Below are 25,300 nucleotides of genomic sequence, written 5' to 3'. Positions count from 1 at the left end.
AGTGGTGACCGTGAGCGACACCCAGGTGACCTGGCTTACCCAGGATTCCTTCGACAGGCTCAAGCAGGAGCTTGACGACCTGATCGCGAGCCGCCCGGTCATCTCGGAGAAGATCAACGCCGCTCGCGAGGAGGGCGACCTCAAGGAGAACGGCGGTTACCACGCCGCCCGCGAGGAGCAGGGTCAGCTTGAGGCGCGCATCCGGCAGCTCCAGGAGCTGCTGCGAGTGGCCAAGGTCGGCGAGACGCCGACCGAGTCCGGCGTGGCGCAGCCCGGCATGATCCTCACCGTCCGCTACGAGGACGACGAGGACACCGAGACCTTCCTGCTCGCGACGCGTGAGGAGGGCGGGGAGGGCAACCTCGAGGTCTACTCGCCGTCGTCGCCCCTCGGTCAGGCCCTGCTGGACGCGAAGGAGGGCGAGACCAGGGAGTACGAGCTGCCCAACGGCGGCACGATGAAGGTCACCCTGGTCAAGGCGGTGCCCTACGCAGGCTGACCACCATCAGACGATCCCTCGGGGCCGTATCCCTTCTCGGGATGCGGCCCCGTTGATCTGAGAAGCGGGGTGGGCGACTGCGGCGGGCGGGCCCGGGCCGGCTGAATTCGGCTCGACGCGGCATCGACTCGAACCGCGCGTTCCGCAGCCGAGACGACAGCGACCTCATCGGCCCGCATCTGCGTCGATGCGGTTCGGGGCCTCGGCTGTGATGCCGTCCGCGCACCGCGAGACCCGCCGCCCGGCGCCCGGCGCCGATGGTCCCTCAGTCCTTCGCGGCGTCGCGGACCAGGCGTTCCAGCAGCGGCCGGACGCGCGGCGCGACCGGCGTGGACAGCGCGATCGACGTCGAAGTGCGCTGGACCCACTCGACGTCCACCATCTCGTCGATCACCCGTTGGAGGTCCTCGTTGGAGCGCGCGACGATGCGCACCAGCAGGTCACCCTGTCCGGTGGTGGCGTGGACCTCGCAGACCTCGTCGAGCTCGGTCAGCCGCTCGGCGACCTCGCCCCGCCTGCCCTGGGAGATCTCCAGGATCGCGAAAGCCGTCAACCCATAACCCATCGCGGCGAGGTCGATGCGCGGCGGGAAGCCCGTCAACACGCCGCGTCGGGTGAGCCGCTCCAGCCTGGCCTGCACGGTGCCCCGCGCGACCGAGAGCCGTCGGGCGCACTCCAGCACGCCGAGGCGTGGCTCGTCGATCAACAACAGCAGCAGGCGTGCGTCGAGCGCGTCGAGTGCGTCGTCTTCTCCGCTGCGACTCATGACGTCCCATCTGGGCAGATTGCTCGAACCGAGTGAGCCGATCCGGGTGGAGCTGAGCAATCTGTATAGCAGGATCCACCGCTATTGCTCAGACTGCGATCGCGATCCCATGCTGGCTGTACCGCAGATCGGATTCGACGGCCGTGACGGAGGACCCCGTGACCGAGATCCTGGATCAGCAGAGCATCGACGACGTGAGTTTCGACCAGCTTCGGCAGCTCGTCGGACTCGTGGACTACGACGAGAGCCGCGACCCGTTCCCCGTGAAGGCGATGGACGCCGTGGTGTTCGTCGTCGGCAACGCGACCCAGAGCGCGTTGTTCTATCAAGTGGCCTTCGGCATGGAACTCGTCGCCTACTCCGGGCCCGAGACGGGCAATCGTGATCACAAGGCGTACGTCCTCAAGTCAGGTTCGGCGCGCTTCGTGCTGCGCGGCGGCGTGGCCCCCGACAGCCCGCTGTTCGATCACCACCGCGAGCACGGCGACGGCGTCGTGGACCTCGCGCTGGAGGTCACCGATGTCGACAAGTGCATCGCCCACGCCCGGCGGCAGGGCGCGACGGTGCTGGTCGAACCGCAGGACTCCAGCGACGAGCACGGAACGATCCGCACGGCCGCCATCGCCACCTACGGACAGACGCGGCACACCCTCGTCGACCGCTCCCGCTACACCGGCCCGTACCTGCCGGGGTTCGTGGCCAGGCAGGGCACGCTCCAGCGGCCGCCGGATGCGCCGAAGCGCCTGTTCCAGGCCGTGGACCATTGTGTGGGCAACGTCGAGCTGGGTCGGATGGACGAGTGGGTGTCGTTCTACAACCGGGTGCTCGGCTTCGTGAACATGGCGGAGTTCGTCGGCGACGACATCGCCACGGAGTACTCCGCGCTGATGAGCAAGGTCGTGTCCAACGGCAATCATCGCGTGAAGTTCCCGCTCAACGAGCCCGCAGTGGCGCAGAAGAAGTCCCAGATCGACGAGTATCTCGAGTTCTATCAGGGTGCGGGCTGCCAGCACATCGCGCTGGCGACCGGCGACATCCTAGACACGGCGGACCGGATGCGCGCGGCGGGCGTGGAGTTCCTGGACACACCCGACTCCTACTACGACGACCCCGAGCTGCGCGCGCGGATCGGCGAGGTCCGGGTGCCGATCGAGGAGCTGAAGCGGCGACGCATCCTGGTCGACCGCGACGAGGACGGCTACCTGTTGCAGATCTTCACCAAGCCAGTGGGCGACCGGCCGACCGTGTTCTACGAGCTGATCGAACGGCACGGTTCGCTCGGCTTCGGCAAGGGCAACTTCAAGGCCCTCTTCGAGGCCATCGAGCGGGAGCAGGACCGGCGGGGGAATCTCTGAGGTTCGACGGCTCGGCTAGGGGCGCGGGTCTGGGACGCGGGTGGTGATCACCGGTTCCGGGCCCGCGTCTGCGGGGATTCGCGGTGTCGCGGAGACTCGGCTACGGCGCCGCTGGCTCCGGCGTTCCGTTCGGCCAGATGCAGGGGGACGAGGCGCCGAGGGACAGATCGCCCTGCACGCTCGCCCTGATCGACATACGGAAGGCATCATCCTCGTGCTGCACCGAGATGAAGATGCGGTCGGGGCGATCATCCACCAGCACCTGATAGCCATTTTCAATCCAGTGCTGGTACACCGCCTCTACGTTTGAGTCGTTGTCCTCCCGAGGGAGTTCATCGAGAAAGTACCGCGTGGTGAACTGACTGCGGCCCAGCGGGCCGCGATCAGTAGGGTCCTGACACTCGACAGACATCGGAGATCCAATCTGCGTAAGACGCAGCTCCGGCAGCGCGGCCACGGCGCGCTGAATGTGACGTTCCGCACGTTCCGCCGCTTCTACTCCAGTCATAGTAGGCACCGGACCTACCTCTTTTCTGAAAATCAAGAACCCGGACACAATGACCACAAGAACACCCAATGCAACCAGGATGATTTTCCCTCGAGCCAGCTTCCTCTTTAGATTACTGGCCGACAACGATCCTCCCCATCCGCTCCAAAGAATCCGATTCTGGGTCCCAATATGCAGAATGTGCGTCGAGAGTCCCTAACGGGGACCACTCGCCCTGCGTCGGAGATTCGAACACCTGCCCACCGAACGCCTCATCAGCAGGGCTCCTCCCGTGCACGAAGGCCTCGATGGAACCGATAAAATCATCGTCTGCCATTGTGGCGTGCACGTTCTCCGCAGGAATTCCCAACTCGCTGACGTGGTCCACACCCACGCCAGGGCTGCCCGCGAAGATCAGGTTGTCAGCAGCTATCCCACCACTAGAGGCAGTGTGCCCGATGACCACTGAGCCATAACTATGGCCCATCACTGTATTATTGGACGGCTCGCCATGATGCGTAGCACGGAGCCCTTCCTGAAATGAAATTAGGGCAGCCGTCGCATTCCTCGCACTATCTGATTCCATCGCATCAACATTTTTCGGAGCGTCGTATCCGATCCAGGTGATCACCGAGGTGGCCGCCGCACGGTCCTCCATCGATGCCGTCATCTGCACCACATCCGACCTCTCCATCTGCATCCGAACGGACGTTAGATCCGTTGTCATTCCAGGAACCGAAGTCACGACATTATCCGCTTCATCTGGATTTCCAGCGGCGACAATGGCCCGACCGTTCCCTTCGATGTCGATTTTCATCAGGAACGCCGGTACTGCAGATTCCGATTCGGGCACCTCCAGCCGCGTTCTGATGTCCTCCAAGGCGGCGAGCGTTTCGTTGATGTCATCTAGCTCCCGCTGGCTGCGAGGCCCCCGGTCAGTCATCGCCTCCAGCTGCTCCCGGCGGTCCTCCAGCTCCGCTCGCTGTTCCTCGAGCAGCAGTCGATTCGCCCGATCTCGCACCTCCGCGGGGACGCCGTCCAGGCCGCCGACCAGATCACTGTCAGCGTAGATCAACGACTCCTGTTGGGCAGGACTCAACGAATCCCACCAGTCCTTGACGTCTGCTGGGTCGGTGTTCGGCCCTGGAATGGAGTCGCGCGGCACCTGACCTTCAGCTCCGATTGCCTGGGCGGTCAGGCCGACCATCTCAGGCAGCAGTTCTGCGAGCGCGGCAGCGGCGGTCTGGTCGGCCTCGGACACGTCCCGCAGGGCCGTATCGAGCAACATGACCAGTTCGTCGCGAACGGCGACCGCGTCGTCGAAATCTCCTTGATGCCCAGGGCCTTGTGACGGGGCACTGATCCGCCCGTCCTCGTAGACGGTGAGGCTGACCTCCTGCGCGCGACGCACCACATCCAACAGCTGATCCCGAGCCGTCGTGGTCTGATCCGTCAGGTCCAGCAGGATCGGCGGGATCTGCGCCATCGTGTCGGCGGCCTCGGTGAACTGTTCGTGCAGTCGGCCGAAGTGGGCGCGGGCGGCGTCGGCCGCCTCCCCGTGCCACCCGTCCAGCTCCACGACCTTCGCGGCGAGATCATCCGCGTGGTGGCTCAACCGGTCGGCGTGATCCGACCAGTTCTCGGCCGCCTTCTCGAAACGGCCCGGCTCCGCACGGCGCAAGTCTCCGAACGAGACCATCCACTCTCTCCCCTGTGGCCCGACTGCGCAGGCCTGCCCAGGCCGGGACCCACCATCCCGGCCGATCGTCCCCCAGACCTGTGGTCACTCCAGCACGAACGAGATGCGCGCTTCCTCATCGAGTCGCGAGTACTCGTCGGCGTTCTCCTTGAGCAGGCCGCCGCCCGCCGCAGTGCGCGCGCCGAGGGTCTCGACCGCCGCCTGCCACTGTGATTCGGCATCGATCAGCGTGGTGCTGGCCTCGAATCCCTGGTTGAGGCCGCCCAGGGCGGCGGACTCGCCGCTGAGTTCGCCGACCGACGCGCCGATGTCATCCGCCAGGGCGATCAGTCCGTCCCCGGTGCCGCGTAACGCCTCGGGATCGACATCGAAGCCTTCGGACACGTCCCGCCTCCCCGCGATAGACCGCCTCGACCGACACGCAAGGTAGCAACGTCGTGACTCCCGCAGTATTGCTTCGGCGCAATCACCGGCGAGGAGGGTGCGAATTCCACCATCTGGCAGAGCAGCGGGGAGGAGAGTCGCCACCCGATCGCATCAACAGGCGAGCACGATTCGACGACGAGTCGCTGGCAGGGACAGTGCGGCGTCAGAGCAGGATCGTGTGCCCGGCCCCGAGACGCTGGACGACCTCGCGTCGGTGATCGGGACCCCGCGTCTCCAGGTTCAGTGCCACGTCGACCTCGCCAAGGGCCAGCGCCCCGGAGATTCGGGAGTGCTCCACGTCGATCACGTTGGCGCCGAGGGCGCCGACCTCGGTGAGCAGGGCCGCCAGCGAGCCGGGCCGGTCGGGGATGCGCACCTTCAGTGCGAGATACCGGCCGCCTGCGGTCATGCCGTGCTGGATGACGTGCAGGAGCAGCAACGGATCGATGTTGCCGCCGGAAAGGACCACGGCCACCGGCCCCTCGAAGCGGCCGGGGTGATCGAGCATCGCCGCCACGCCCGCGGCCCCCGCAGGTTCGACGAGCATCTTCGCCCGCTCGAGGCAGAGCAGCAGCGCCCGAGACAGCGACTCCTCGCTGACGGTGATCACGTCGTCGACGAGTTCGGCGACATGGCGGAAGGTGACCACGCCGGGCTCGCCGACGGCGATGCCGTCCGCCATCGTCTGCATCTCGGCCAGCCGGACGGGCGCCCCGGCGGCCAGCGAGGCGGGCCAGGCCGCCGCGTTCGCCGCCTGTGCCGCGATGATCCGCACGTCCGGTCGCTGCGGCTTCACGGCGGCGGCGATGCCCGCCACCAGCCCGCCGCCGCCTGCGGCGACCACGATGGTCCGCACGTCGGGCAGTTGTTCGAGGATCTCCAGCCCCACGGTGCCCTGCCCGGCGACGACGTCCTCATGATCGAAGGGGTGGATCAGCTCGGCCCCGGTCCGCCGCGCGTGCTCGGTCGCCGCCGCCAGGCTCTCCTCCAGCACCGCCCCGACCAGCCGCACTTCGGCGCCGTAGGCCTTCGTGGCCGACATCTTGGGCAGGGAGGCCTGTTCCGGCATGAAGACCGTGCAGGGGATGTCGAGCAGCGAGGCCGCCAGGGCGACGCCTTGCGCGTGGTTGCCTGCGCTCGCGGCCACCACGCCGCGCGCCCGTTGCTCCGGCGACAGGTTGTGGATGCGGTGATAGGCGCCTCGGATCTTGAACGAGCCGGTGCGCTGGAGGTTCTCGCACTTGAGATGCACCTCGGTGTCACACCGATCCCCCAACGCCCGCGAGGGTCGCAGAGGAGTCTCGCGAACCACCCCGGCCAACAGGCTTCGGGCGGCCTTGATCCGATCGACGCTGACCAGCTCCATGGCCGGCCATCCTGCCAGGCGATCCGGGACATCGGGGGCGAGCAGGACGCGAATCACCCGTCGTCGGAGTCGACTGCCATACATCACCCGATGGTGGGAAGCGATGAATAGTCACGAGTACGCTTCGGAAGAGTGATCCGCCATCGGAGTGGATCTGGCTGCGACGAGGAGAGGGACGGCGGTGTTCGGGGCGAGACAAGCCGGAGTGTCCTCCCTGGTGATGAGCGTGCTCGCCGCCACGGCGCTGACGGGCGCGGCGTTCTTCACCGTCTCCAGGATCGACTGCGATCCGTCCCCGCGCTATGAGGAGCGCAACGGCGTGACGGAGCTGGTCGACTCCTGCCTGACCGCCGAGGAGCTGCCCACCTCCCCTCGGCTGCGCAATCGCGCGGAGCGAACCGATCGGGACACGCCGAAGGTCCCCGCCGACCTGCACCGCTGATCGCCGCATCGCCTGCGCACTGACAGCGCTGGCTGGGCGTCTCCCCCGCCGAGTCGCGGCCGCCCGCCCGGCGTCCTTCCCGCTGGATCACCTCTGTCGAGTCCCGCGCACGGCTCCCGGAGGCGCTTCGGCCGCCCCTCGCCGACCTTGACGCAGCCGTCTCGTGCCCGGCTCGTCGACGCATCACCGCTGGTCTCGCCCACCGCCGAGGAGCCGCAGCCAGGCTCTACAGTGCGGGGAGGTGATCTCGGCGGACACCGTCGTCGGTCACCGACCGAATCGTGGAGAGTCGATGAGTGAGGACGAGGACAGATGAAGGCGACGACGGTCACCGGCCCCCTTGCCCATCACGGCGAGGGCCCGGTGTGGAATCCCCAGCGTGGCGTCCTGCACTGGGTGGACATGCTCGCGGGCGGGGTGCTGACCAGTGATCCGAGTTTCGACGAGGTCCACAGGACCGAGGTGGGCGAGGTCGCCGCGGTGGTGCGGCCGGTCCGGGACGGCGGGCTGGTGGTCGCCGTCGAACGCGGCTTCGCGCTGATCCCGCCCGGCTCGGACCGCCCGGAGCGGCTGCCCGAGGTGTGGTCGGACCCGTCGGTGCGGATGAACGAGGGCGGCTGCGATCCGCAGGGCCGGTTCTACGTCGGGTCGATGGCCTACGGCGCGACGCCGGACCGGGGCAGGCTGTTCCGGCTGGACCCCGACGGCTCGGTCTCGGTGGTGCTGGAGCCGGTGACGATCTCCAACGGCCTGAACTGGAGCCTGGACGGCGAGACCGTCTACTACATCGACACCCCCACCGGCCGGGTCGACGCCTTCGACTTCGACTCAGGCGCGGGCGAGTTCCTGAATCGCCGGCCGTTGATCGAGATCGACTCCGAGCACGGCTCGCCCGACGGCATGGCGATCGACGCCGACGGCAGGCTGTGGGTGGCGCTGTGGGGCGGTTCGGCGGTGCACTGCTACTCGACGAACGGGACGTTGGAGGAGGTCGTGGAGCTGCCGGTGCGGCAGGTCACCGCGTGTGCGTTCGGCGGGGACGCCCTGGACACCCTGTACATCACCACGTCTCGCGACGGCTTGAGCGATCCGGAGACCGACGCGGGCGCGTTGTTCGCGGTGACACCGGGGGTATCGGGCGTGCCGGTGCTGCCGTTCGCGGGGCTCACCGGGCGGGAGTGACACCGAGGATGTCGTGGTCGGCGGCTCGCCGGAAGTCGCCGATCATCCTGCGGTGTCACGGGGATCGACTATCCCCATACCGCCGACCTGCGTCGCCTCATACCGCCGCACGGCCGGTTCGGGCTCGATACTGACGGGCGAGGTGATCTCGAAGTCGGGCGGGCCGGAACTGGTAGACGGCACCCACCTGACGCAGTACGCCGCGTGCGTAGGCATCTTCGAGGAACAGTCTCCCGTCGCTCAACGAAGTCACCAGCATCACTGCGCGTCCGAAGAGCGGCCCCGGGACCGATCAGCCTGCGACGACCGGCGCTCGATCTCCCGAACAGCGACGGCGACGGGAGTCCTGCCTGCCTCCAGGCAGGCAGGCTCGCGGGACTCCGCAATCGAGGATCGGCCCCGTGACGAACGGCCGCAATCCGCCGAGGGCGACCTCTCAGAACCACCTAGATCCGATCACTCCGTCTGCTTTCTGTTGATCATGAAAAAGGCCAATGCCGCCCCGCAACCGACGACTCCGATCGAGAGGGAACCGACTTCGGTCGAGAAGACCTCCAATGCCATGAACACTCCGATGATGACGAGGAGGATGAGGGCGACGGTAGAGACCGTGTACTTCTGAGACATTGCTCTTCTCCTAGAACTTCTCCGTCGAGAACTGATCTCCGGTGTTGGGCGACCCCGCTAGGCGGGTTCACGGTCTGGGACTCGGCTTCGGGTCCCCGACTCCCCTACTCACCACTGTCGACAGCCGACGCTCGGCTTGGAGAAGTCCACTGCGGTCGGGCTGGGTAAGCGGGTTGATCCGGGTGGCGGCGCCCGAGGGTGTCTCTGCGAGTGGAGGCGACAGGACAGCCGCAGGCCCAGGGGACTGACGTCCCTGGCCGGTATCGACGGTCGAGGTCAGCGAGCCGTCCGGGGCCGGAGCAGTAGCGGTGGCTGATCGCACCGATGCCGTCGCGAAGTGCGACCTGGTCTGAGAGTCGGTCATGTGGTCGAACACCTCCCCTCCTGCGATATGCGTGGTGATCAGGTGTCCACCGAAGTCAGGAATGAAACTGCTCCATTCGGAGTCTCGGTATGGACCAGAGCCGTGTACGTGCTTGGGCTGCTGGTGTGCCCGCCGTGGTCGGTGCGTTCGGTCAGGCCAGCGTGTCGAGGCCGGCCGGGCGGTCGATCGTGACACCCCTGAGCGGAGCTTCATAGCGGCCGTCAGTGCCGCGCGCGGGGCCGATCGCACCCTCGGCGCCTACGACCGCATCAAGCGCAGCCGTCCCCGTCCACTCGACGCCGTGGCCAGTGCTCGGACACGGGCCAGCGGAGCCCTGCGGGGTCTCCCGGAGCAGCCCGAGGAGCGCGTCCGGGCTGCCGGTGATGTCCTCCCACTCATCGGGCAGATCCTCGGCGGCGGTGTGCCAGCGCACCTCTAGTGCGTCTCGGCCACGAATTCCCCATATCCGCACCTCCCCTCGCACTCAGCGCGCGCACCCTTAGGCGAGGTTCCTGACGAGCGCAGTGCGGGTCTCGGCCGATGGTGGGAGGAGAACGACATCGCCGTGCACGGCGCCGACCCGAAGACGTTCCCAGGGATCGAGTCCCTCGCCTCGTTGTGGATTTCGTAATCCTTCGCCACCTCACCCAGCGTGCCGGGCATCTGCCTAGGCAAGAAAGGAGATCACCGCCTGATCCGATGTCCCGGGACACGGTGCCCAGTCCCACGCACGGTGAAACGTCTCCGTACCCGCCTGCGAGGGATCGAGAACGTGCCGTCGCACTCATCCAGGCGAACCGGTGCTCCGTGCAGAGGATCTGCCGCAGCCACGATGGACGTCGGCGGGAAACGCCTCGCCCGCCCGCTTCGAGCGCGACCCACCGCCCGGTGGGTGTCCGATGCGTCGTCCCTCGGTACCCGTTGTCGAGAGCATGCCCTTGGGATCCCTGACCCTGACCCCTGATCCCTGATCCCTGGAAGAATCGGCCCGATCCGAAGAGAGCACGCATACGACTGAGGAGGACCCCGGATGGATCCCCTGCGCGACGGTGATCCACGCCAGGTGGGCGCCTATCGCCTTCGCGGGCGACTGGGCGGCGGCGGAATGGGGCAGGTCTTCCTGGGCAGCTCCCGCAGCGGCCGTCAGGTGGCGGTCAAACTGGTGCGTGCCGAACTCGCGGAGGACGTCGAATTCCGGCGCCGCTTCGCGGTGGAAGTCGACGCCGCCCGGCGGGTCGGCGGCTTCTACACCGCCCAGGTCGTCGACGCCGGCCCCGAGGACGTCCCACCGTGGCTGGTCACGGCCTACATCCCCGGCCCGTCCTTACAGCAGGCTGTCGAGAAGCACGGACCGCTTCCCACTGAGGCGGTCGCCCTGCTGGGAGCCGGACTGGCCGAGGGGCTCGCCGCGATTCACGCCTGTGGCCTGGTTCACCGAGACCTCAAGCCGTCGAACGTGATCCTCGCCGACGATGGTCCCCGCGTCATCGACTTCGGCATCGCGCGTGCGCTCGACAGCACCTCCCACACCCTCTCCCGCGTCGTCGTCGGCACCCCGTCGTTCATGTCTCCCGAACAGGCGCGCGGTCAGGAGATCGGTCCGTCCAGCGACGTGTTCTCGCTCGGTCTCATCCTGGCGTTCGCCGCCACCGGTCGCAGTCCGTTCGGCACCGGCCCTGCCGAGGCGATCGTGTACCGCATCGTCCACGACGAACCCGACCTCGTCGGCCTGCCGAGCCGTCTGGCGGGCACGGTGCGACGCTGCCTGGCCAAGGACCCCGGCCGCCGCCCCAGTGTGGCCGACATCATCGACGAGCTCGCTGAATTCGGTCGGACGACGACCCGCTGGCTCCCACCGACGATCTCGACGATGATCGATGAACGTCGCATGCAGACCACGATCGATCTCGGCTCCGGACCGACCGCGCAGCAGCGGCGCGGCGGTGGCACACGGCTGCTCGATGCTCAGACCGGACACCCTCACCGGGACTCGGGCCGCTCGACGGCGAGAAGGCAGGACAGGGCCGCATCGACAGCCGCGCTGGTGCTGCCCTTGCTGTGTATTCCGGGCCTGCTGTTCCTCACGTTCGAGGCCGCCGGGGCCCTCGACGAACGCGGAGCACCGATCGCGCTGTTGTGGACGAACCTGGTGCTCGCCGTCGTCGAGATGGCCCTACTCGTCGTGGGGGTGCTACTGCTGTCTCAGCGTCAAGCGGCCGGGCGCGGAATCATCGTGACGGTCGGGATCGTGGTCGCCCTGCATACTCTGACTCCCAGCCTGCAGGCGGTGCTGACCGGTGCGTTGGTGCCGATAGGCGATCTACGCGGGCTCCTCGTATACGTCATCTCTCCGTTGACTTCCGTTGCGGCGGTGGCAGCCGTCGCCAGCGCGCGGCGCTCGGCGCTCGCACACTGATGCCGTGCTCGAGCGCTGGTGGCGGCTCGGCGGATCTCGTGATCGGCGACTCGCACGCAGCATCGCGCCGGGTCGCCGATCACGGGGGGATCGCCGATGAGGGCAGGTCTGCTCGTTCGGCGTCCATGACGGGCGGTGTAGGGGCGCGTGGGGCTCAGTACTGCGAAGGCCTGGGCAGACGGGCGCCGATGCGCGCCGCCGCCGATTCGGAGCACTGCGGTGTCGTCGCGGTGTCGGAGCATCACCGCCGCGATCCCCGCCTACCCTGGTCCGCCGGTGCCACTCCCGAGTTCGCGGGCCCGATGCGGCCTCGGGTCGAGGCCGCCGGGCAGGCCGTCCGGCGCAGTCGTTGGGTCAGACGATCCGGTGTCGCGCCACGGCGGCCATGGCGTCCTGGGGGCTGCTGAAGGTCTCGGTGCCCACCTGCGAATAGTCGACCAAGGTCTCGCCGCGCTCGGTCACGCAGACGAAGCTGTATCCCTGCCGAGGATCGGCTACCGCCGCCCGCCATCGTCCACGATGGACGTCGCTGGGAATCGCCTCGCCCACCAGCTTGTTTCCGGCCTGATCGACCACCCAGAAGGCGTCCGATCCGTCATTCCTCGACACCAGCGTCAGTTTCCGCGCCATTCTCGGGCCGCCTCCCCCGGTTCGATGACCGTCATCCCCATGGCTGAACCGACATGCTGCCGGACGGCGGACGACGGCGACAGCGCCGAACAGGTGAGCGTGCTCGGTCCCGTGACGAGATGGCGTCCAGGGTCAAGGAGCGAGCAGGGCCGGTCTCGATAACGAGGCGAGGAGACACCCCGTGCAGGGCGCGCCTGCACCGGGCGCGAGCTGCTCGAGCGCCTCGCCGAGGTGGAAGACGGTGCGGCACAGGCTGGTCATCGTGGTGGCGGTGAGGCCTTCGACGTCGACGATGTGGACCGGCACGGTGCCGACACGGCGGATGTAGAGGCGCGGTCGGGCATGGGCAGGGCGTGGGTCGGGCTCGTCCCAGATGATCCCCTGACAATCAGCGCAGTCGACGACCTCGGCGGGCACGCCGGGGAGCATCTCCTCGGGAGCAGGCCCGAGGGTGACGCGCACGCCGCAGAGTGCAAGCGCCGCTTCACCTTCGGCCGGAAGGGTCTCGCCAGTGTTGACGAAGATCGCATGGCGTTGGCACACGAGCCCGACCGTAGGCAGGGTGACCTGCTCGATCAGTCGAGGCTCGTCAGCGATCTCTCGTTCCTCGGTCATCGCGGGCCTCCGGTGATCGCCAGGACATAGGGCCGGATTCGTGCGGCCCGATTCGGCAGCAGCGCGGTGATCCGCGTCGTGCGGTTGTCTCGGGATGGCGTCATGATGCCGCCACCAGCACGAGGCGAGGTCGGAGCGACGAGCCGAGGCAGTCCGGGCATTCCTGGTCGTCGTAATAGAACTCGTGGATCGGCCACCGGTTCAGCGCGGTGAACGATTCTCCTCCGCAGGCGGGCCGGACGACGACCGTCCCGCCGCACTGCTCGACGACCCCGTGGTGGGTGTCGCCCTGCCGCACTGACCGCACGAACCATTCCGGGCGCATCACGGCTTCCCCGCCTCGGTAATGGCGGTGCGAAGACTCGCTGTCAACGCAGGCAGCCGCGACGACGTCACCCGCCAGCGGCCGAGCATCGTCCCGTGCTCCAACACGGAGATCTCGACGCCCGCGCCGGATGGCCCGGCGCGAAGGGCGCGGGTCACGCCCTGCCACCACGCCGCCCATTCGCAGCGGGTGCCGTCGGTGCAAGTCTCGATCAGTTGAGCGGCAACGGCTCTGGTGATCTCCGCGCCGACCCGACCGCTGTGGGCACGGCTTCCCTCCAGCGAGACCACTCGCCCGACGGCACCGACGACCAGCGCGGCCGGATGCCTGCCCAGGAAGCCCAGCCACTCCGCCGGGACGGGGCGTGGGTCGTGCGTCGCCGTCATGACCGCACCCCCAGCTCCAGGGTTCCGGCGAATGCCGTGCGGTAGCCCGGCGGCGGCCGGTCGACGGCGCACCGGGCGAGGATCGAGGACACGGAGACCGTGCGCGCACGGCGCGGCCGGGGCCGAGGGGTCAGGTAGCCGTAGGCGGCCAGCGGGATTCCGCTGGTGAGGAGCGTCAGGCCAACGACGGTGAGGGCGGTCATGAGGCGTCACTGTGACTTGCGGCGATGCAGTCAAGAAACCGTGAGGTGTGCATATTCCCGATCATAACAAGATAGAACCACGACTTGTGGGATATCCCACCGTCTCGATCGGGTGATCCAGCGCGGGACTGAGCTCTCCTACGCTGATCGCCATGAGCCGAGCGCGATCCCGAACCAACCGAACCGCCCGATCGCGAGGGCTGGCGGCAAGTCTCCATCGCTCGCGCACCGACGCAGGGATGACGATCGACGACGTTGCCGCCCGCACTCCTGATCTGTCCCGGTCGACCATCGGACGAATGGAGACTGGCGAGCGCGTACCCACTCCAGAAGAAACAGCCGTATTGCTCGCCGCAATGGGAGTCGGTGGTAGCGCCGCGTCGTACGTGATGGACCTCGCTCGCCGGGCGAGCGAGAGTCACTGGTGGGAAGGGGACAGACCAGGGCTGTCACCGCTCATGCAGTCGTGGATCGATTGGGAGGATCAGGCCAGCGGCATCGTCGAATGGACATTGGACGTCGTGCCAGGACTGCTGCAGACGGCGGAGTACGCGCGGCAACTTGCAGGCGCATGGGCAAGCCGCCCAGCAGAGATCGAGGCGCGGGTTGCGACCCGTATGGCACGTCAGACGCTGTTGTCCCGAGACACGGTGAGTTATGACGTCGTCATCGACGAAGCAGTTCTTCACCGGCCGATCGGCGGCGCCACGCTCCTCGTCGATCAACTGCGGCATCTGATTCGCACGGCAGAGCGACCGAACATCAGCTTGCAGGTGTTGCCCACGGCGGCGACGGTTCGAGCGCACCGCGGCTTGATCGGGTCGTTCATCGCGTTGCAGTTCAGCGACAAGGATGACCCGCTCGTACAGATCGAGCACATCTCATCAGCCGTCATCGTCGATGATCCAGCCGAGGTGGAGGCTCACCTGGCAGCGCACTCTACGCTGACCGAAATGGCGATGAGCCCGGCCGAGTCCGCCGACCTCATCCGGCACGTTGTGAAGGAGATGGAGTAGTCATGGCTGACTTACAGCCCGCCCTGTCTGCCTGGCGCACCGCGAGACGGTCCGGCGGCGAGAACTGTGTCGAGGTCGGGCTCGGTACGGGCCTAGTCGGTATCCGCGACACGAAGAACCGCGACGGCGGCACCCTCGTCATCGACCAGCGGACATTTGCCGCCTTCATCCAGAAGATTGCTGCCACTCGCAAACAGGAGTGATCCAATGAACAAGGGACCTGCACCTGCCCGATGGAAGACGTCGACGCGCACCGCCGGAAACGGAAACTGCGTCGAGGTCGGCATCTCGCCGGGCCTGGTCGGCATCAGAGACACCAAGAACCCCGACGGCGGCACCCTCGTCGTCGACCAGCACGCCTTCGCCGCCTTCGTGGCATCCGTGAAGTGCGCGAACTGATCGCAGCATCGCCAGCCCCCGACCGAGCAGCCGACGACCCCAGCACAGCAGCGGCCGTGGCGACGGGGCGCGCCAGAACGCACTCCATCGCCACGACCGCTCACCGACAGTCCGAGCAGGACCGCCCGCGAACTACGACGTCACCGTGTCCCTTCGCTGCCACCCGTCCTTGAACAGGTTGAAGTTCACCTTCTGCCGAGGGTGCTCCGCCACGGCGTCCAGATCCAGCTCGATGCCCAGGCCCGGCCCGGTGGGCAGGGCGAAGTAGCCGTCGACGACCTCGGGATTGCCCGGTGCGACGTCCTTGACGAAGGAGTCGGCGAAGTCGTTGAAGTGCTCCTGGATCTTGAAGTTCGTCGTGCAGGCGGCCAGGTGCAGGTTGGCCGCCGTGAGCACCGCGCCGCCCACGTTGTGCGGCGCCACCATCATGTGATGGGTCTCGGCCGTCGCGGCGAGTTTCTTCAACTCCAGGATGCCGCCGAAGTGCGAGATGTCGGCCTGGATGATGTCGGCCGCCTGCAAGGCGAAGAGCTGCCGGAACTCGTGTCTGGTGTGCAGCCGCTCCCCCGTCGCCACCGGTGCCTCGGCGGTCGCGGAGAACTTCGCCAGCGCCTCGATGTCGTCCGGCGGGGTCGGCTCCTCCAGCCACGCCGGGTCGTACGGGCGCAGCAGCCGGGCGATCCGGGACGCCGTGGCCGAGGTGAAGCGGCCGTGCATCTCCACCAGCAACTCGACCTCGGGGCCGACCGCGTCCCGCACGGCCTCGACCAGCTCGATGGAGCGCACCGTCTCGGCGTGGTCCAACTCCATCCGGCCGGGGCCGAAGGGGTCGAACTTCAGTGCCTGGTAACCGAAGTCGACGACCTTGCGGGCGGCGGCATGGAACTCCTCCGGCGTCCGCTCCACGGTGTACCAGCCGTTGGCGTAGGCCTTGATCTTGTCGCGCACCGCGCCGCCCAACAGCCGGTACACCGGCTGGTCCAGCGCCTTGCCGATGATGTCCCAGCAGGCCATCTCGATGACGGCGATGCCGGACATGACGATCTCGCCCGCCCGGCCGAAGTCGTTGTGGTACATCCGCGACACCAGCGACTCGATGTCGAACGGATCGCTGCCCAGCACGTGATTCCCGACGGCCTCGGCAAGGTAGCCGATCAGCGCGTCGGTGTGGTTGAGCATCCGCACCTCACCGACGCCGCGCAGACCCTCGTCGGTCTCCACGATGACGTAGGTCAGGTTCCGCCACGGCGTGCCGAGCACGGCGGTGCTGACGTTGGAGATCTTCACTGACACCCTTCTCCTTCTCGCACGACCAAGACCTGAGAACCCGGGCCTCGGCGCGTCGACGACTCTGGTGACATGCCCTTGTCGGCCTGGATCAGCTGCCCAGCCGGATGACGTTCCAGGACAACGGCGGCAGCACGGCGCTCAACCGGCCGTCGGCCGTCGTCGAGCCCTCGCGCGTGGTCGGGCGCACCCGGTCCGGCTCGGCCAGGGTGTTGCTCGCGTGCCGGTCCGCGTCGGCGAGCACCCGGTGCTCCAGCACGCGGACGTCGCCGAGGTTGCGCACGTCGACGGCCAGTTCCAAGTCCTCAGTGGTGGACCGGTTCACGGCGAAGACCGTGGTCGTGCCGTCCTCGCCCTGCACGGCGGTGGCGTGCAGCAGGTCGACCTCGCCGTACTTCGCCGTCTCGTGGGTGGGGCTGGCCGGCTCGACGCGCAGCACCCGGCCTCGGCCGTGCTTCGCGGCGTCGGCGAAGGGGTAGAAGCTGCTCTGCCGCCAGGCCGGGCCGCCCGGCTCGGTCATGATCGGGGCGATGACGTTGACGAGTTGGGCGAGGCACGCGGCGGTGACCCGGTCGCAGTGCCGCAGCAGCGCGATCAGCAGGCTGCCCACCACGACGGCGTCGGTGACGGTGTAGTTGTCCTCGATCAGCCGCGGCGCGACGGACCACGGCTCGGGCTTCTCGGCAGTCTGGCGCGACTGGTACCAGACGTTCCACTCGTCGAAGGAGATCATCAGCTTCTTCGAGCTCTGCAGCTTGGCCGCCACGTGATCGCTGCTGGCGACCACGCTCTCGATGAAGTGCTCCATGTTGACGGCGGAGGCCAAGAAGCTGTCGACGTCGCCGTCGAACTCCTGGTAGTAGGCGTGGCAGGAGATGTAGTCGACGTACTCCCAGGTGTGGCCGAGGACGGTCTCCTCCCAGGAGCCGAAGGTCGGCATGCCGGAGTGTGAGCTGCCGCAGGCCACCAGCCGCAGGTCCGGGTCGACCAGCCGCATCGCCTTGGCGGTCTCGGCGGCGAGCCTGCCGTACTCCTCGGCGGTCTTGTGGCCGATCTGCCAGGGGCCGTCCAGCTCGTTGCCGAGACACCACAGCCGGATGTCGAACGGCTTCTCGTCACCGTGCGCACGCCGCAGGTCGGACAGCTCGGTGCCGCCGGGGTGGTTGCTGTACTCGACGAGCTGCCGGGCCGCCTCCACGCCTCGGGTGCCGAGGTTGACGGCCATCATCGGGTCGACGCCGCTCTTGCGGGTGAAGTTCATGAACTCCGACAACCCGAACTGGTTGGTCTCCACCGAGCGCCACGCCTGCTCCAGCCTGCGCGGCCTGCCCTCGGCCGGGCCGACGCCGTCCTCCCAGCGGTAGCCGGAGACGAAGTTGCCGCCGGGATACCGCACCAGGGTGACGCCGAGTTCCCTGATCAGCTCGAGAACGTCGGTGCGCAGGCCGTCCTCGTCCGCCGACGGGTGCCCCGGCTCGTAGATGCCGGTGTACACGCAGCGCCCCATGTGCTCGACGAAGGAGCCGAACAGATGGGGATGCACCTCGCCGACGGCGAAGTCGGGGTGCAGGGTGAAGGAGGCGGTGGCAGTCGCCGAACCGGACTCGGTGGGGTTGCGCATGGCTGCCTTTCCGTTTCGAGGGTGACTGACTCGGTGGGGCGGACGCGGAGCGGGTGCGGGACCTGCTGGTCACGAGGTTGCCCGCACCCGCGCCGAGATCAGTAGACGTACGGCCAACCCTGGTCATCCCAGCCGAGAAGGTTGACTCCCAGCCGTTCGATGCCCGAGTTGTTCGCGTCGTAGTAGTGGTAGACGAGCAGGTCGCCGTCGGAGTCCCGGAGCACGCTCTGGCCGCCGGGGCCGATGATGTTCTGATGGCTGGCGAGGATCTGGGTGCCGCCGCCGCTGGTCATCGCAGTGCCGTTGCGGTCGCGGTAGGGGCCGGTGGGGTTGTCCGCGCGGCCGACCATGATCCGATAGGTGCTGTTGGTCCCCGCGCAGCAGCGATCGAAGGAGACGAACAGGAAGTAGTCGCCGTCGTGTTCGAGGATGTAGGGCGCCTCGACCGCGCCGCCCGCCGAGGGCCGGGAGGCCAGGCTGTGCACCGTGCGATCGGTGCTGTGCCGCAGGCCGGTGGCCGGATCGATGCGGATCAGCTTGATGCCGGTCCAGTGCGAGCCGAAGGACAGCCACCAGTTCCCGCCCGTGACCAGCAGCGAGGGATCGATGGCGTTGTGGTTCGACCCCGAGTTCGTCGAGTAGACGACACCCCGGTCCTGCCAGCTGCCCGGCTGGCCGCTGGTGCTGGTGGCGAGGCCGATGGCCGAGTTGTTGCTGCCGAAGGTGGACGCCGAGTAGTACAGCCAGTAGGTGCCGTTGTGGTACGAGATGTCCGGCGCCCAGACGTCGCCGCCGGGGCTGCGGTCGTACACCCACTGGGGGATGGAGGCCAGCGCGGCGGCATTGCGCTGGAAGTTCACGCGGTCCGGCGAGGTCCGCAGCTGGACTCCGTCGTGGGTGGCGAAGAGGCGGTAGCCCTCCGGGGTGCGGACCATGGAGGGGTCGTGGGCACGCAGGTCGCCGGTGACCAGGCCGGGCAGCGGGTAGTTCTGCTGCGGGCCCGGATCGACGACGTCCCCGACGGGCAGGCTGCCGAGCAGGCCGTCGTCTCCGGTGGTGGTCGAGACGTGGCCCGCTCGCCGGGTCTGGTCGACGGCGGCGGCGGGCAGTGCCGGGACGACGAGCATCGCCAGGCAGGCGAGCACGGTGGCGGGGCGGAACGCGCGGCGTGATCGGCGATGGTGCGGTCTCTCCGTTGCTGACATGTCTTCACTCCTTCGGGAATCCATCTCCAGCGGGTCGGCTCTGGCCTATTGGCCGGAAAGACCGGTGTGCGCGACACCGCGCACGACCTGGCGTTGAAAGAGAACGAAGATGATCAGCAACGGCAGTGCGGCGATCATGGAGGCGGCCATGATCTCGGCGTAGCGAAGCCCGTAACCGCCCTCGACGGCGATCAGGCCGACGGGCAGGGTCATGGCGTTCGGGTCCGTGGTGACGATGAACGGCCACAGGAAGTTGTTCCAGGTGGTGATGAACGTGAAGATCGACACCGCGGCCAGCACCGGGCGCGACAGCGGCATGATGATCTGCCAGTAGATGCGCCACCGGCTCGCGCCGTCCATGTGCGCGGCCTCCTCCAGCTCGTGCGGGAGGCCTTGGAAGAACTTGACCAGGATGAACACCATCGCGGGCGCCACCACCTGCGGCAGGATCACGCCCCAGTAGGTGTCGACGAGACCGAGGGCGACCATCTCGGCGAACAGCGGGACGATCAGCACCTGCGGCGGGACCATGATGCCCATCACCGTCAGCGCCAGCAGCAGCTTCCGGCCGGGGAAGGTCGTCCTGGCGAAGCCGTAGGCCGCCATGCTGGAGACCAGCACCACCAGGACGGTGGTCACCGTCGCGGTGAAGATGCTGTTGAACATCCAGAGACCGACGTCGCTGCCGCCGATCACGGACTCGTAGGCCGCCAGCGTCCATTCGGTGGGCAGCCAGCGCAAGGGGATCGCGGTGGTCTCGCCCTCCGGTTTGAGCGAGGTGAGCAGTGCCCAGGCCAGCGGCATCAGCCACAACACGGCAAGGGCTGCGGTCACCAGGAACAGGGCGATCGTGCCGAGGCTGATCGGGCGTCGGCGGCGAGGTGTCGTCGAGCCCGACTCACGGCCGCCGGGCGGCGGCTGCTCGGAGCCCGAGTCTCCGGCGGGACGGTCCACTGCGGGGGCGTCGACGGTCATCGGCCGGACTCCTTGCGGTTGCCGAACAGTCGGAGCTGCACGAGTGCGATCACCAGCACCAGCGCGAAGAAGAGGTATGAGATCGCCGAGGCGTAGCCGATGCGGAAGTTGGTGAAGCCGATCTCGTAGACGTACTGGATGACGGGGATCGTCGCGTCGCCCGGCCCGCCGCTGGTCATCAGGTAGATCTGGTCGAACACCTTCAACGAGGCCAGCAGTTGCAGCACCACCACCAGGCCGGTGGTCCGCCCCAGCAGCGGCAACGTGATGCTCCATAACCGGCGCCACCCGTCGGCGCCGTCGATGGCGGCGGCCTCATAGAACTCCTGCGGGATCGACTGGAGCGCCGCCAGATAGAGCAGGAAGTTGAAGCCGACCGTCCACCACGTCGTGGTGAGGACGATGGAGAACATCGCCATGGACGGATCGCTGAGCCAGCCGATGTTCGGATTCAGTCCGATCGCGGCCAGCATCCCGTCGGCCATGCCGAAATCGGGCTGGAAGATCCACACGAAGATCAGCGCGACGACGCTGGAGGGCAGCAGGAACGGCGCGAAGAACGACAGTCGCCAGAACCAGCGGCCCGGCGTCAGCTGATGGACGAGCAGGGCGAGGACGAGGCCGACCAGCACCAGCAGCGGCGTACTGAGCAGGGTGAACCAGAGCGTGTTGCCCAGCGAGGTCCACACGTCCGGATCACGCAGCGCGTCGACGAAGTTGTCGAGTCCGACGAACTCGCCAGGGTTGGACAGGCCCGCGCTCGTGGTCGCCGTCCCGAGGCCCGCGAGCAGCGGCCAGACCAGGAAGGCGACGAAGAACGCGAGGAAGGGGAGCACGAACAGCAGTCCCGTCCAGTCCCGACGGCGTCGAGGCGTCCCGTGTGCTGGGGACCCGGACGAGTCACGACGGCTCGGGCGCGCGACGCTGCGCACTGCCATGGCCGTACCTCCGATATGTGGTCAGCGAGTCGGGTCAGGGGTGTCGAGCAGTCCTTGCAGTGCGCTTTTCGCCTCGTCGAGCCCCTCACGGGGGGTGGAGCGGCCGGTGAGGACGGCGGAGAACGCGGAGCCGAACTGGATCCACAGCAGTGATGCCGAGCCGCCGAACCAGACCGGCGGGTCGAGCTGGACGTCCTGGGCGACCGAGCTGTAGAGCGCCTGCGGGCGCATCGACAGGAACTCCTGGCTGGTGGCGACGGGCTGATAGGCGGGGATGTGCCCGCTCGCGCCCCAGGCCGCACTCTCGCGGAGCATGTAGGCGATGAACTCGTAGGTCTGGCGCTGGTGCTCGCGATCGGAGCGGTCGCTCTGGTGGGGCAGCACGAAGACGTGCGAGTCGGCCTGGGCGACGTCGGTGTCGAAGACCTTCGGGAAGCGGGCCATGCTGAACGGCACGCCGGTGGTCCGGAAGGTCGTCAGCTCCCACTCGCCGTTCATGTGGAAGCCGGCCTGACCGTTGCCGAAGATGGCCACCGAGCCGTTGATGTCCATCTCGCGCGCGGCGCCGCCGCTCTCGGTGATCTGGCGCATGAAGTCCAACGCCTGCAACGCCTTGTCGTCGTCGATCGCCGAGGACAGGTTGTCGGGGGTGAGGAGTTCGCCGTCGAGCTGGCGGTACAGCGTGTACCAGAGTCGCCACGGGGTGATGCAGTTCGGGCCGAGGGTCTCGACGGCGAGACCGTGGCTGCCGGTGACCTCCCGCGCGGCGGTGAACGCCTCGACGACGGCCTCCGGGCCCGCTGGGGAGCGCAGCTCGTCGTTCGCGTCGAGCAGGCCGATCTCCCGACAGACGTCGAGGTTGTAGTAGAGGACGAACGGGTGGGTGTCGAAGGGGATCGCGAAGATGCGGCCGTCGTGCTGGGAGCGACGCCACAGCTCGGGCGGGAAGTCCTCCTCGCGGATGCCGACCTCCGCCAGCAACTCCTCGTCGAAGGGGTCGAGCAGGCCTGCGGGCGCGTAGCCGCCGAGCCGGGCCAGATGCAGGGCGCTGACGTCGGGTGCGCGCTGTCCCGCGCCCGCCATCGCGAGCTTCGTGTAGTACGGCTCGCCCCACTCCAGCGTCACGTCCTCCAACGGAACGTCCGGGTAGGCCTCGCGGTAGCCGTCCAGCATCTCCTGCATGATCGCGCCGTCGCCGCCCGCGTAGAGGTTCCAGTAGCGCAGGGTGGCCTCGGCGCCGCCGAAGAAGGTGCGGGCACTACAGCCCGACAGCGCTCCGAGGGCGCCGATCCCGAGAGCGCCCGTGAGCAGGCCGCGCCTGCTCACGGCGGGCCCGGTCATCTCTGGGCCGCCGGGCTCGGCTCGCCCGCCGTCGCGGCGGCCGAGGTGGCGGTGGTCGGGGCAGCGTCCGAGATCGCGGGGGCCGGGGCGAAGCGGCTCAGCGGGCCGACGAGCCTGCTGCCCAACGGGGACATCTGATCGAGGAGGCCGCGCCGTTCCAACAAGGCGAGGCCCAGTTCGGCGCGGCGAACCCGTTCCCGGCCGGACTGCTCGACGGCGGCGCGCAGGTGCCCGCCCGACGGGTAGATGTCGGGCGCGTTGCGCAGGCCGAACTTGAGGTAGACCGGCGCGAGGAGCCGGACCAGCTCGGGTCCGTCGTAGTGCCGGACGAAGCCGCCGAGGTTGTCGGGCGACTCCAGGTAGAAGTCGATCGCGCTGCGGCCCGCCGCCCGCAGGTCCGTGAGCTGGGCGAGGCTGAGATCACCCGGCACGTTGACGGAGTCGGCGCCGAGGTTCTCGAACAGCGCGAAGGACGCCGGGTTCGCGGGCCCGATCAACGCGGAGACCTTGAGGGTCAGCTCGGCGGGCAGCTCGCCTGCGGTGCGCAGCCGGTGCAGCGCCCACAGCACGCCCTCGTCGCCGACGAGCAGGCAGCGCACCCCGAGTTCGACGGCGCGCAGCGCGTCCTCCAGGCATTGCGCGAGCTGTTCGGCGCCGCGTGCCCTCGGTCCGAGGTTTCCGGCCGGGGTGAAGCGTCCGCCGCCTGCGTCCCAGCTCGCCCTCGGGCCGAGGAACAGGCACAGCTCGATGTTCGCCGCGTCGCAGGCCTGCACCATCTCGGTGATCTCGGCATCGGTCTGCATCATCACGCCGCTGCCCTGGCTGACCCGGTGGATCGGCACGGAACGCGCGGCGGCCTCGTCGAGCACGGCGGTCAGGGCTGCCGGTCCTTCGACGGAGGGAATCTCCACGCGGAAGGCACCGCCGTCGGGAAAGCTCAACGGCGAGGAGGGCAGTCCGTTGTCGGCAGCGGGGTAGCCGAGTCGGGCCAACGGCGCCGACGCGGGCGACGTCTGGGGGGTCGAACGTGGTTCGTCTGGAGTCACCACAGGCATCCATTCGATATTTCGGACCATATCTGTCCAGCCGAACACGAAGCTACGGCCGAGACGGCGGCGACGTCAAGCCCCCTGCTTGCCTGGTCAGTCGCACCCCGATGAGACGGAATCGGAGTTCGGGGTTCGACCGGATCGGGCCGATCTGCCCGCAGGCGGCGCCCCCGACGTCGACTATTCGACACATGTTCGATATTTCGGACTTCTCTTCTGCGGTTTCCTGTGATCTCCTTCGAACGCGTGCCTGCGGTGCCGCGCGGGCGACCCAACCTCCCGGCACAACGACGCGAGGTCCGTCCGCTCGCCACCGCGCAGCGCAGGCCGAGAACGGCAGACCGGCTGTTCAGCCGAGGAAGGGAGCGAGTGCCCGATGAGCGACGCAGACGTCACTCCGCACGCCGCCGACCACGCCACGCCCCGCCGTTGCGCGGCCGTGCGCGTCGAGGCGCCCGAGCGGCACGGGCTGATCGAGCACGAGGTGCCCGCTCCCGCAGCGGGCGAGGTGCTGATCGAGGTCGCGGCGGCCGGAGTCTGCGGCAGCGACGTCGAACTGTTCGAGGGCCGCCGCCCCGCGCCCTACGTCCGGTATCCGGTGATTCCCGGCCATGAATGGGCGGGCCGGATCGCCGACGTCGGGCCGGGGGTGGAGAACCTGCCCATCGGCGCGCCGGTCGTCGCCGAGGGATTCCGTTCCTGTCTGGTGTGCGCGCGCTGCCGCGCGGGCGAGCCGACCCTGTGCACCGCCGACTACGCCGAGACCGGCTTCACCCACCCCGGTGCCTTCAGCAGCCTCCTGGTGGTGCCGAGCAGACTGGTGCACCTGCTGCCCGCCACGCTGCCCCGAGGCACCGAACTCGCCGACTGTGCGCTGTTGGAACCCGCCGCCTGCGTCGCTGCGGGCCTGCTGGCCGCCCAGCCCAGGCCCGGCGGCCGGTTCACCGTGCTCGGCACCGGAACGCTGAGCCTGCTGGCCGTGCAGATGCTCGCCGCCTACCAGCCCGAGTCGTTGACCGTGGTGGGACGCGGCGATCAGCACTTCGCCCTGGCCGCGTCCTTCGGCGCCACGCGCTGCGTCCGCTCCGGCGACGCGGGCGGGCTCTCGGCCGTCGCGGGCCGCGCCGACCTCGTGTTCGAGGCGACCGGCGCGGCGGTCATGGTCCCGCTGGCGTTCGACCTGGCCCGCCGGGGCGGCACCGTGCTGTTGGAGGGCATCGCGGGCAGCGGCTCGATCGAGATGGACCCCGACGTCTTCGCGCTCAAGCAGCTCACCGTGCGGGGCGTCTTCGGCGCCGGGCCCGCCGCCTGGTCGCACGCGATCGACCAGCTCCGGGCGGGCGTTCTCGACCTGCCGAGCCTGGTGTCGCACCGCATCCCGCTCACCGACTACGCACGCGGCATGGCCCTGCTCGCCGACCGACCGCCGACGCTGAAGAAGGTGCTGTTCCTGCCTGCGTGAGGTGCAGGCAGAGCCGACGGCGGCGAGGTGTCAAAGCCCGACGAGGCGCCGGGCATCCGTCATCGGCTGACACCCTGCCCCCACTCCCCAAGGGACTCGCAGGCACCCTCAACCACCTGCGAGCCGCTTGGCGGACGCGCGCCCCTGACGCAGGGTTGTCCCTATGCAGCCGAGAACCCCCGTTCCCTCGGGGAGGGCAGCGGGGGTTGCCCTGGTCTG

At 68.3% G+C, this 25,300-nt stretch carries 28 protein-coding genes; 9 read left to right on the top strand and 19 right to left on the bottom strand.

Annotated elements, in window-relative coordinates; all coding sequences use genetic code 11:
* Positions 1–10 precede the first annotated feature (10 nt).
* The gene (gene greA, locus UA75_RS04105; protein ID WP_198042915.1) at positions 11–499 is read left to right on the top strand and encodes a transcription elongation factor GreA; all 489 of its coding nucleotides are present in this window, start codon (positions 11–13) and stop codon (positions 497–499) included.
* 265 nt (positions 500–764) lie between these two features.
* Here the strand turns inward: greA and UA75_RS04100 are convergent, their stop codons facing one another.
* Positions 765–1,265 (bottom strand): Lrp/AsnC family transcriptional regulator, encoded by a 501-nt coding sequence (locus UA75_RS04100; RefSeq protein ID WP_075743375.1) that lies wholly within the window; start codon positions 1,263–1,265, stop codon positions 765–767.
* 158 nt (positions 1,266–1,423) lie between these two features.
* On the opposite strand from UA75_RS04100, the gene hppD reads away from it, so the two are divergent.
* Positions 1,424–2,620, top strand: coding sequence for a 4-hydroxyphenylpyruvate dioxygenase (gene hppD, locus UA75_RS04095; RefSeq protein WP_075743374.1), 1,197 nt, complete (start codon positions 1,424–1,426; stop codon positions 2,618–2,620).
* Between the two features lie 100 nt (positions 2,621–2,720).
* Here the strand turns inward: hppD and UA75_RS04090 are convergent, their stop codons facing one another.
* From UA75_RS04090 to ilvA, 4 genes are all read right to left on the bottom strand, one after another.
* The gene (locus UA75_RS04090) at positions 2,721–3,128 is read right to left on the bottom strand and encodes a hypothetical protein (protein WP_083683913.1); all 408 of its coding nucleotides are present in this window, start codon (positions 3,126–3,128) and stop codon (positions 2,721–2,723) included.
* 112 nt (positions 3,129–3,240) lie between these two features.
* Positions 3,241–4,806 (bottom strand): alpha/beta hydrolase, encoded by a 1,566-nt coding sequence (locus UA75_RS04085; RefSeq protein ID WP_075739021.1) that lies wholly within the window; start codon positions 4,804–4,806, stop codon positions 3,241–3,243.
* A gap of 84 nt (positions 4,807–4,890) precedes the next feature.
* A complete protein-coding gene (locus UA75_RS04080; protein WP_075739019.1) occupies positions 4,891–5,190 on the bottom strand; it encodes a WXG100 family type VII secretion target in 300 nt (99 codons plus the stop codon).
* 205 nt (positions 5,191–5,395) lie between these two features.
* A complete protein-coding gene (ilvA, locus tag UA75_RS04075; RefSeq protein WP_075743372.1) occupies positions 5,396–6,598 on the bottom strand; it encodes a threonine ammonia-lyase in 1,203 nt (400 codons plus the stop codon).
* A 181-nt stretch (positions 6,599–6,779) separates the two neighbouring features.
* Here ilvA and UA75_RS04070 point away from each other — a divergent pair, with 181 nt between their 5' ends.
* Both UA75_RS04070 and UA75_RS04065 read left to right on the top strand, forming a co-directional pair.
* Positions 6,780–7,040, top strand: coding sequence for a hypothetical protein (locus tag UA75_RS04070; protein ID WP_157433980.1), 261 nt, complete (start codon positions 6,780–6,782; stop codon positions 7,038–7,040).
* Between the two features lie 312 nt (positions 7,041–7,352).
* Positions 7,353–8,222 carry an SMP-30/gluconolactonase/LRE family protein gene (locus tag UA75_RS04065; protein WP_075739015.1) on the top strand — a complete coding sequence of 290 codons (870 nt, stop codon included), beginning with the start codon at positions 7,353–7,355 and terminating at the stop codon, positions 8,220–8,222.
* A 456-nt stretch (positions 8,223–8,678) separates the two neighbouring features.
* On the opposite strand, the gene UA75_RS32520 is transcribed toward UA75_RS04065, so the two are convergent.
* Positions 8,679–8,849 carry a hypothetical protein gene (locus UA75_RS32520; protein WP_157433979.1) on the bottom strand — a complete coding sequence of 57 codons (171 nt, stop codon included), beginning with the start codon at positions 8,847–8,849 and terminating at the stop codon, positions 8,679–8,681.
* Between the two features lie 515 nt (positions 8,850–9,364).
* Positions 9,365–9,646: a hypothetical protein gene (locus UA75_RS04060; RefSeq protein ID WP_075739013.1), complete on the bottom strand. Its 282-nt coding sequence runs from the start codon at positions 9,644–9,646 to the stop codon at positions 9,365–9,367.
* A 597-nt stretch (positions 9,647–10,243) separates the two neighbouring features.
* On the opposite strand from UA75_RS04060, the gene UA75_RS04055 reads away from it, so the two are divergent.
* Positions 10,244–11,629 (top strand): serine/threonine-protein kinase, encoded by a 1,386-nt coding sequence (locus UA75_RS04055; protein WP_075739011.1) that lies wholly within the window; start codon positions 10,244–10,246, stop codon positions 11,627–11,629.
* Between the two features lie 354 nt (positions 11,630–11,983).
* Here UA75_RS04055 and UA75_RS04050 read toward each other — a convergent pair whose 3' ends face one another.
* The 5 genes from UA75_RS04050 to UA75_RS04030 all read right to left on the bottom strand — a co-directional run bounded on the left by UA75_RS04050 (position 11,984) and on the right by UA75_RS04030 (position 13,788).
* Positions 11,984–12,238, bottom strand: a complete 255-nt coding sequence (locus UA75_RS04050; RefSeq protein ID WP_157442147.1) for a hypothetical protein — start codon at positions 12,236–12,238, stop codon at positions 11,984–11,986.
* 153 nt (positions 12,239–12,391) lie between these two features.
* The gene (locus UA75_RS04045) at positions 12,392–12,874 is read right to left on the bottom strand and encodes a hypothetical protein (RefSeq protein WP_075739007.1); all 483 of its coding nucleotides are present in this window, start codon (positions 12,872–12,874) and stop codon (positions 12,392–12,394) included.
* 100 nt (positions 12,875–12,974) lie between these two features.
* Positions 12,975–13,199, bottom strand: coding sequence for a hypothetical protein (locus UA75_RS04040; RefSeq protein ID WP_075739005.1), 225 nt, complete (start codon positions 13,197–13,199; stop codon positions 12,975–12,977).
* Entirely contained in the window at positions 13,199–13,585 is a 387-nt protein-coding gene (locus UA75_RS04035) for a hypothetical protein (protein ID WP_075739003.1), read from the bottom strand. The genes UA75_RS04040 and UA75_RS04035 overlap by 1 nt, the downstream gene beginning before the upstream one ends.
* Complete coding sequence (locus UA75_RS04030) at positions 13,582–13,788, bottom strand: hypothetical protein (protein ID WP_075739001.1); 207 nt, start codon at positions 13,786–13,788, stop codon at positions 13,582–13,584. Before UA75_RS04030 ends, UA75_RS04035 begins: the two co-directional genes overlap by 4 nt.
* A 152-nt stretch (positions 13,789–13,940) precedes the next feature.
* Here UA75_RS04030 and UA75_RS04025 point away from each other — a divergent pair, with 152 nt between their 5' ends.
* Genes UA75_RS04025 through UA75_RS04015 form a run of 3 tightly spaced genes read left to right on the top strand, consistent with a single transcriptional unit; the run spans position 13,941 to position 15,203 of the window.
* Positions 13,941–14,804: a helix-turn-helix domain-containing protein gene (locus tag UA75_RS04025; RefSeq protein ID WP_075738999.1), complete on the top strand. Its 864-nt coding sequence runs from the start codon at positions 13,941–13,943 to the stop codon at positions 14,802–14,804.
* Positions 14,805–14,806: 2 nt separating this feature from the next.
* Positions 14,807–15,007, top strand: coding sequence for a DUF397 domain-containing protein (locus UA75_RS04020; RefSeq protein ID WP_075738997.1), 201 nt, complete (start codon positions 14,807–14,809; stop codon positions 15,005–15,007).
* 4 nt (positions 15,008–15,011) lie between these two features.
* On the top strand, positions 15,012–15,203 hold the full coding sequence (locus UA75_RS04015) for a DUF397 domain-containing protein (RefSeq protein WP_075738995.1): 192 nt from the start codon (positions 15,012–15,014) through the stop codon (positions 15,201–15,203).
* Positions 15,204–15,335: 132 nt separating this feature from the next.
* Here UA75_RS04015 and UA75_RS04010 read toward each other — a convergent pair whose 3' ends face one another.
* From UA75_RS04010 to UA75_RS03980, 7 genes are all read right to left on the bottom strand, one after another.
* The gene (locus UA75_RS04010; RefSeq protein WP_075738993.1) at positions 15,336–16,490 is read right to left on the bottom strand and encodes a mandelate racemase/muconate lactonizing enzyme family protein; all 1,155 of its coding nucleotides are present in this window, start codon (positions 16,488–16,490) and stop codon (positions 15,336–15,338) included.
* 91 nt (positions 16,491–16,581) lie between these two features.
* Positions 16,582–18,111: an alpha-N-arabinofuranosidase gene (locus UA75_RS04005; RefSeq protein ID WP_075738991.1), complete on the bottom strand. Its 1,530-nt coding sequence runs from the start codon at positions 18,109–18,111 to the stop codon at positions 16,582–16,584.
* 98 nt (positions 18,112–18,209) lie between these two features.
* On the bottom strand, positions 18,210–19,316 hold the full coding sequence (locus UA75_RS04000; RefSeq protein WP_232237621.1) for an arabinan endo-1,5-alpha-L-arabinosidase: 1,107 nt from the start codon (positions 19,314–19,316) through the stop codon (positions 18,210–18,212).
* 45 nt (positions 19,317–19,361) lie between these two features.
* Positions 19,362–20,291, bottom strand: coding sequence for a carbohydrate ABC transporter permease (locus UA75_RS03995; protein WP_083682902.1), 930 nt, complete (start codon positions 20,289–20,291; stop codon positions 19,362–19,364).
* Positions 20,288–21,229, bottom strand: coding sequence for a carbohydrate ABC transporter permease (locus UA75_RS03990; RefSeq protein WP_075738989.1), 942 nt, complete (start codon positions 21,227–21,229; stop codon positions 20,288–20,290). Before UA75_RS03990 ends, UA75_RS03995 begins: the two co-directional genes overlap by 4 nt.
* A 21-nt stretch (positions 21,230–21,250) precedes the next feature.
* Positions 21,251–22,570, bottom strand: coding sequence for an extracellular solute-binding protein (locus tag UA75_RS03985; RefSeq protein ID WP_075738987.1), 1,320 nt, complete (start codon positions 22,568–22,570; stop codon positions 21,251–21,253).
* Positions 22,567–23,616: a hypothetical protein gene (locus UA75_RS03980; protein ID WP_198042913.1), complete on the bottom strand. Its 1,050-nt coding sequence runs from the start codon at positions 23,614–23,616 to the stop codon at positions 22,567–22,569. The genes UA75_RS03985 and UA75_RS03980 overlap by 4 nt, the downstream gene beginning before the upstream one ends.
* A gap of 379 nt (positions 23,617–23,995) precedes the next feature.
* Here UA75_RS03980 and UA75_RS03975 point away from each other — a divergent pair, with 379 nt between their 5' ends.
* The gene (locus UA75_RS03975) at positions 23,996–25,081 is read left to right on the top strand and encodes a zinc-dependent alcohol dehydrogenase (RefSeq protein ID WP_075738983.1); all 1,086 of its coding nucleotides are present in this window, start codon (positions 23,996–23,998) and stop codon (positions 25,079–25,081) included.
* The last annotated feature ends 219 nt before the right edge of the window (positions 25,082–25,300 follow it).

It is taken from the genome of Actinoalloteichus sp. GBA129-24, from assembly GCF_001941645.1.
In the GTDB taxonomy this organism is placed as follows: domain Bacteria; phylum Actinomycetota; class Actinomycetes; order Mycobacteriales; family Pseudonocardiaceae; genus Actinoalloteichus_A; species Actinoalloteichus_A fjordicus.
The sequence above is the reverse complement of the archived record's forward strand: the minus strand, read 5'-3'. Positions and strand labels throughout refer to the sequence as shown.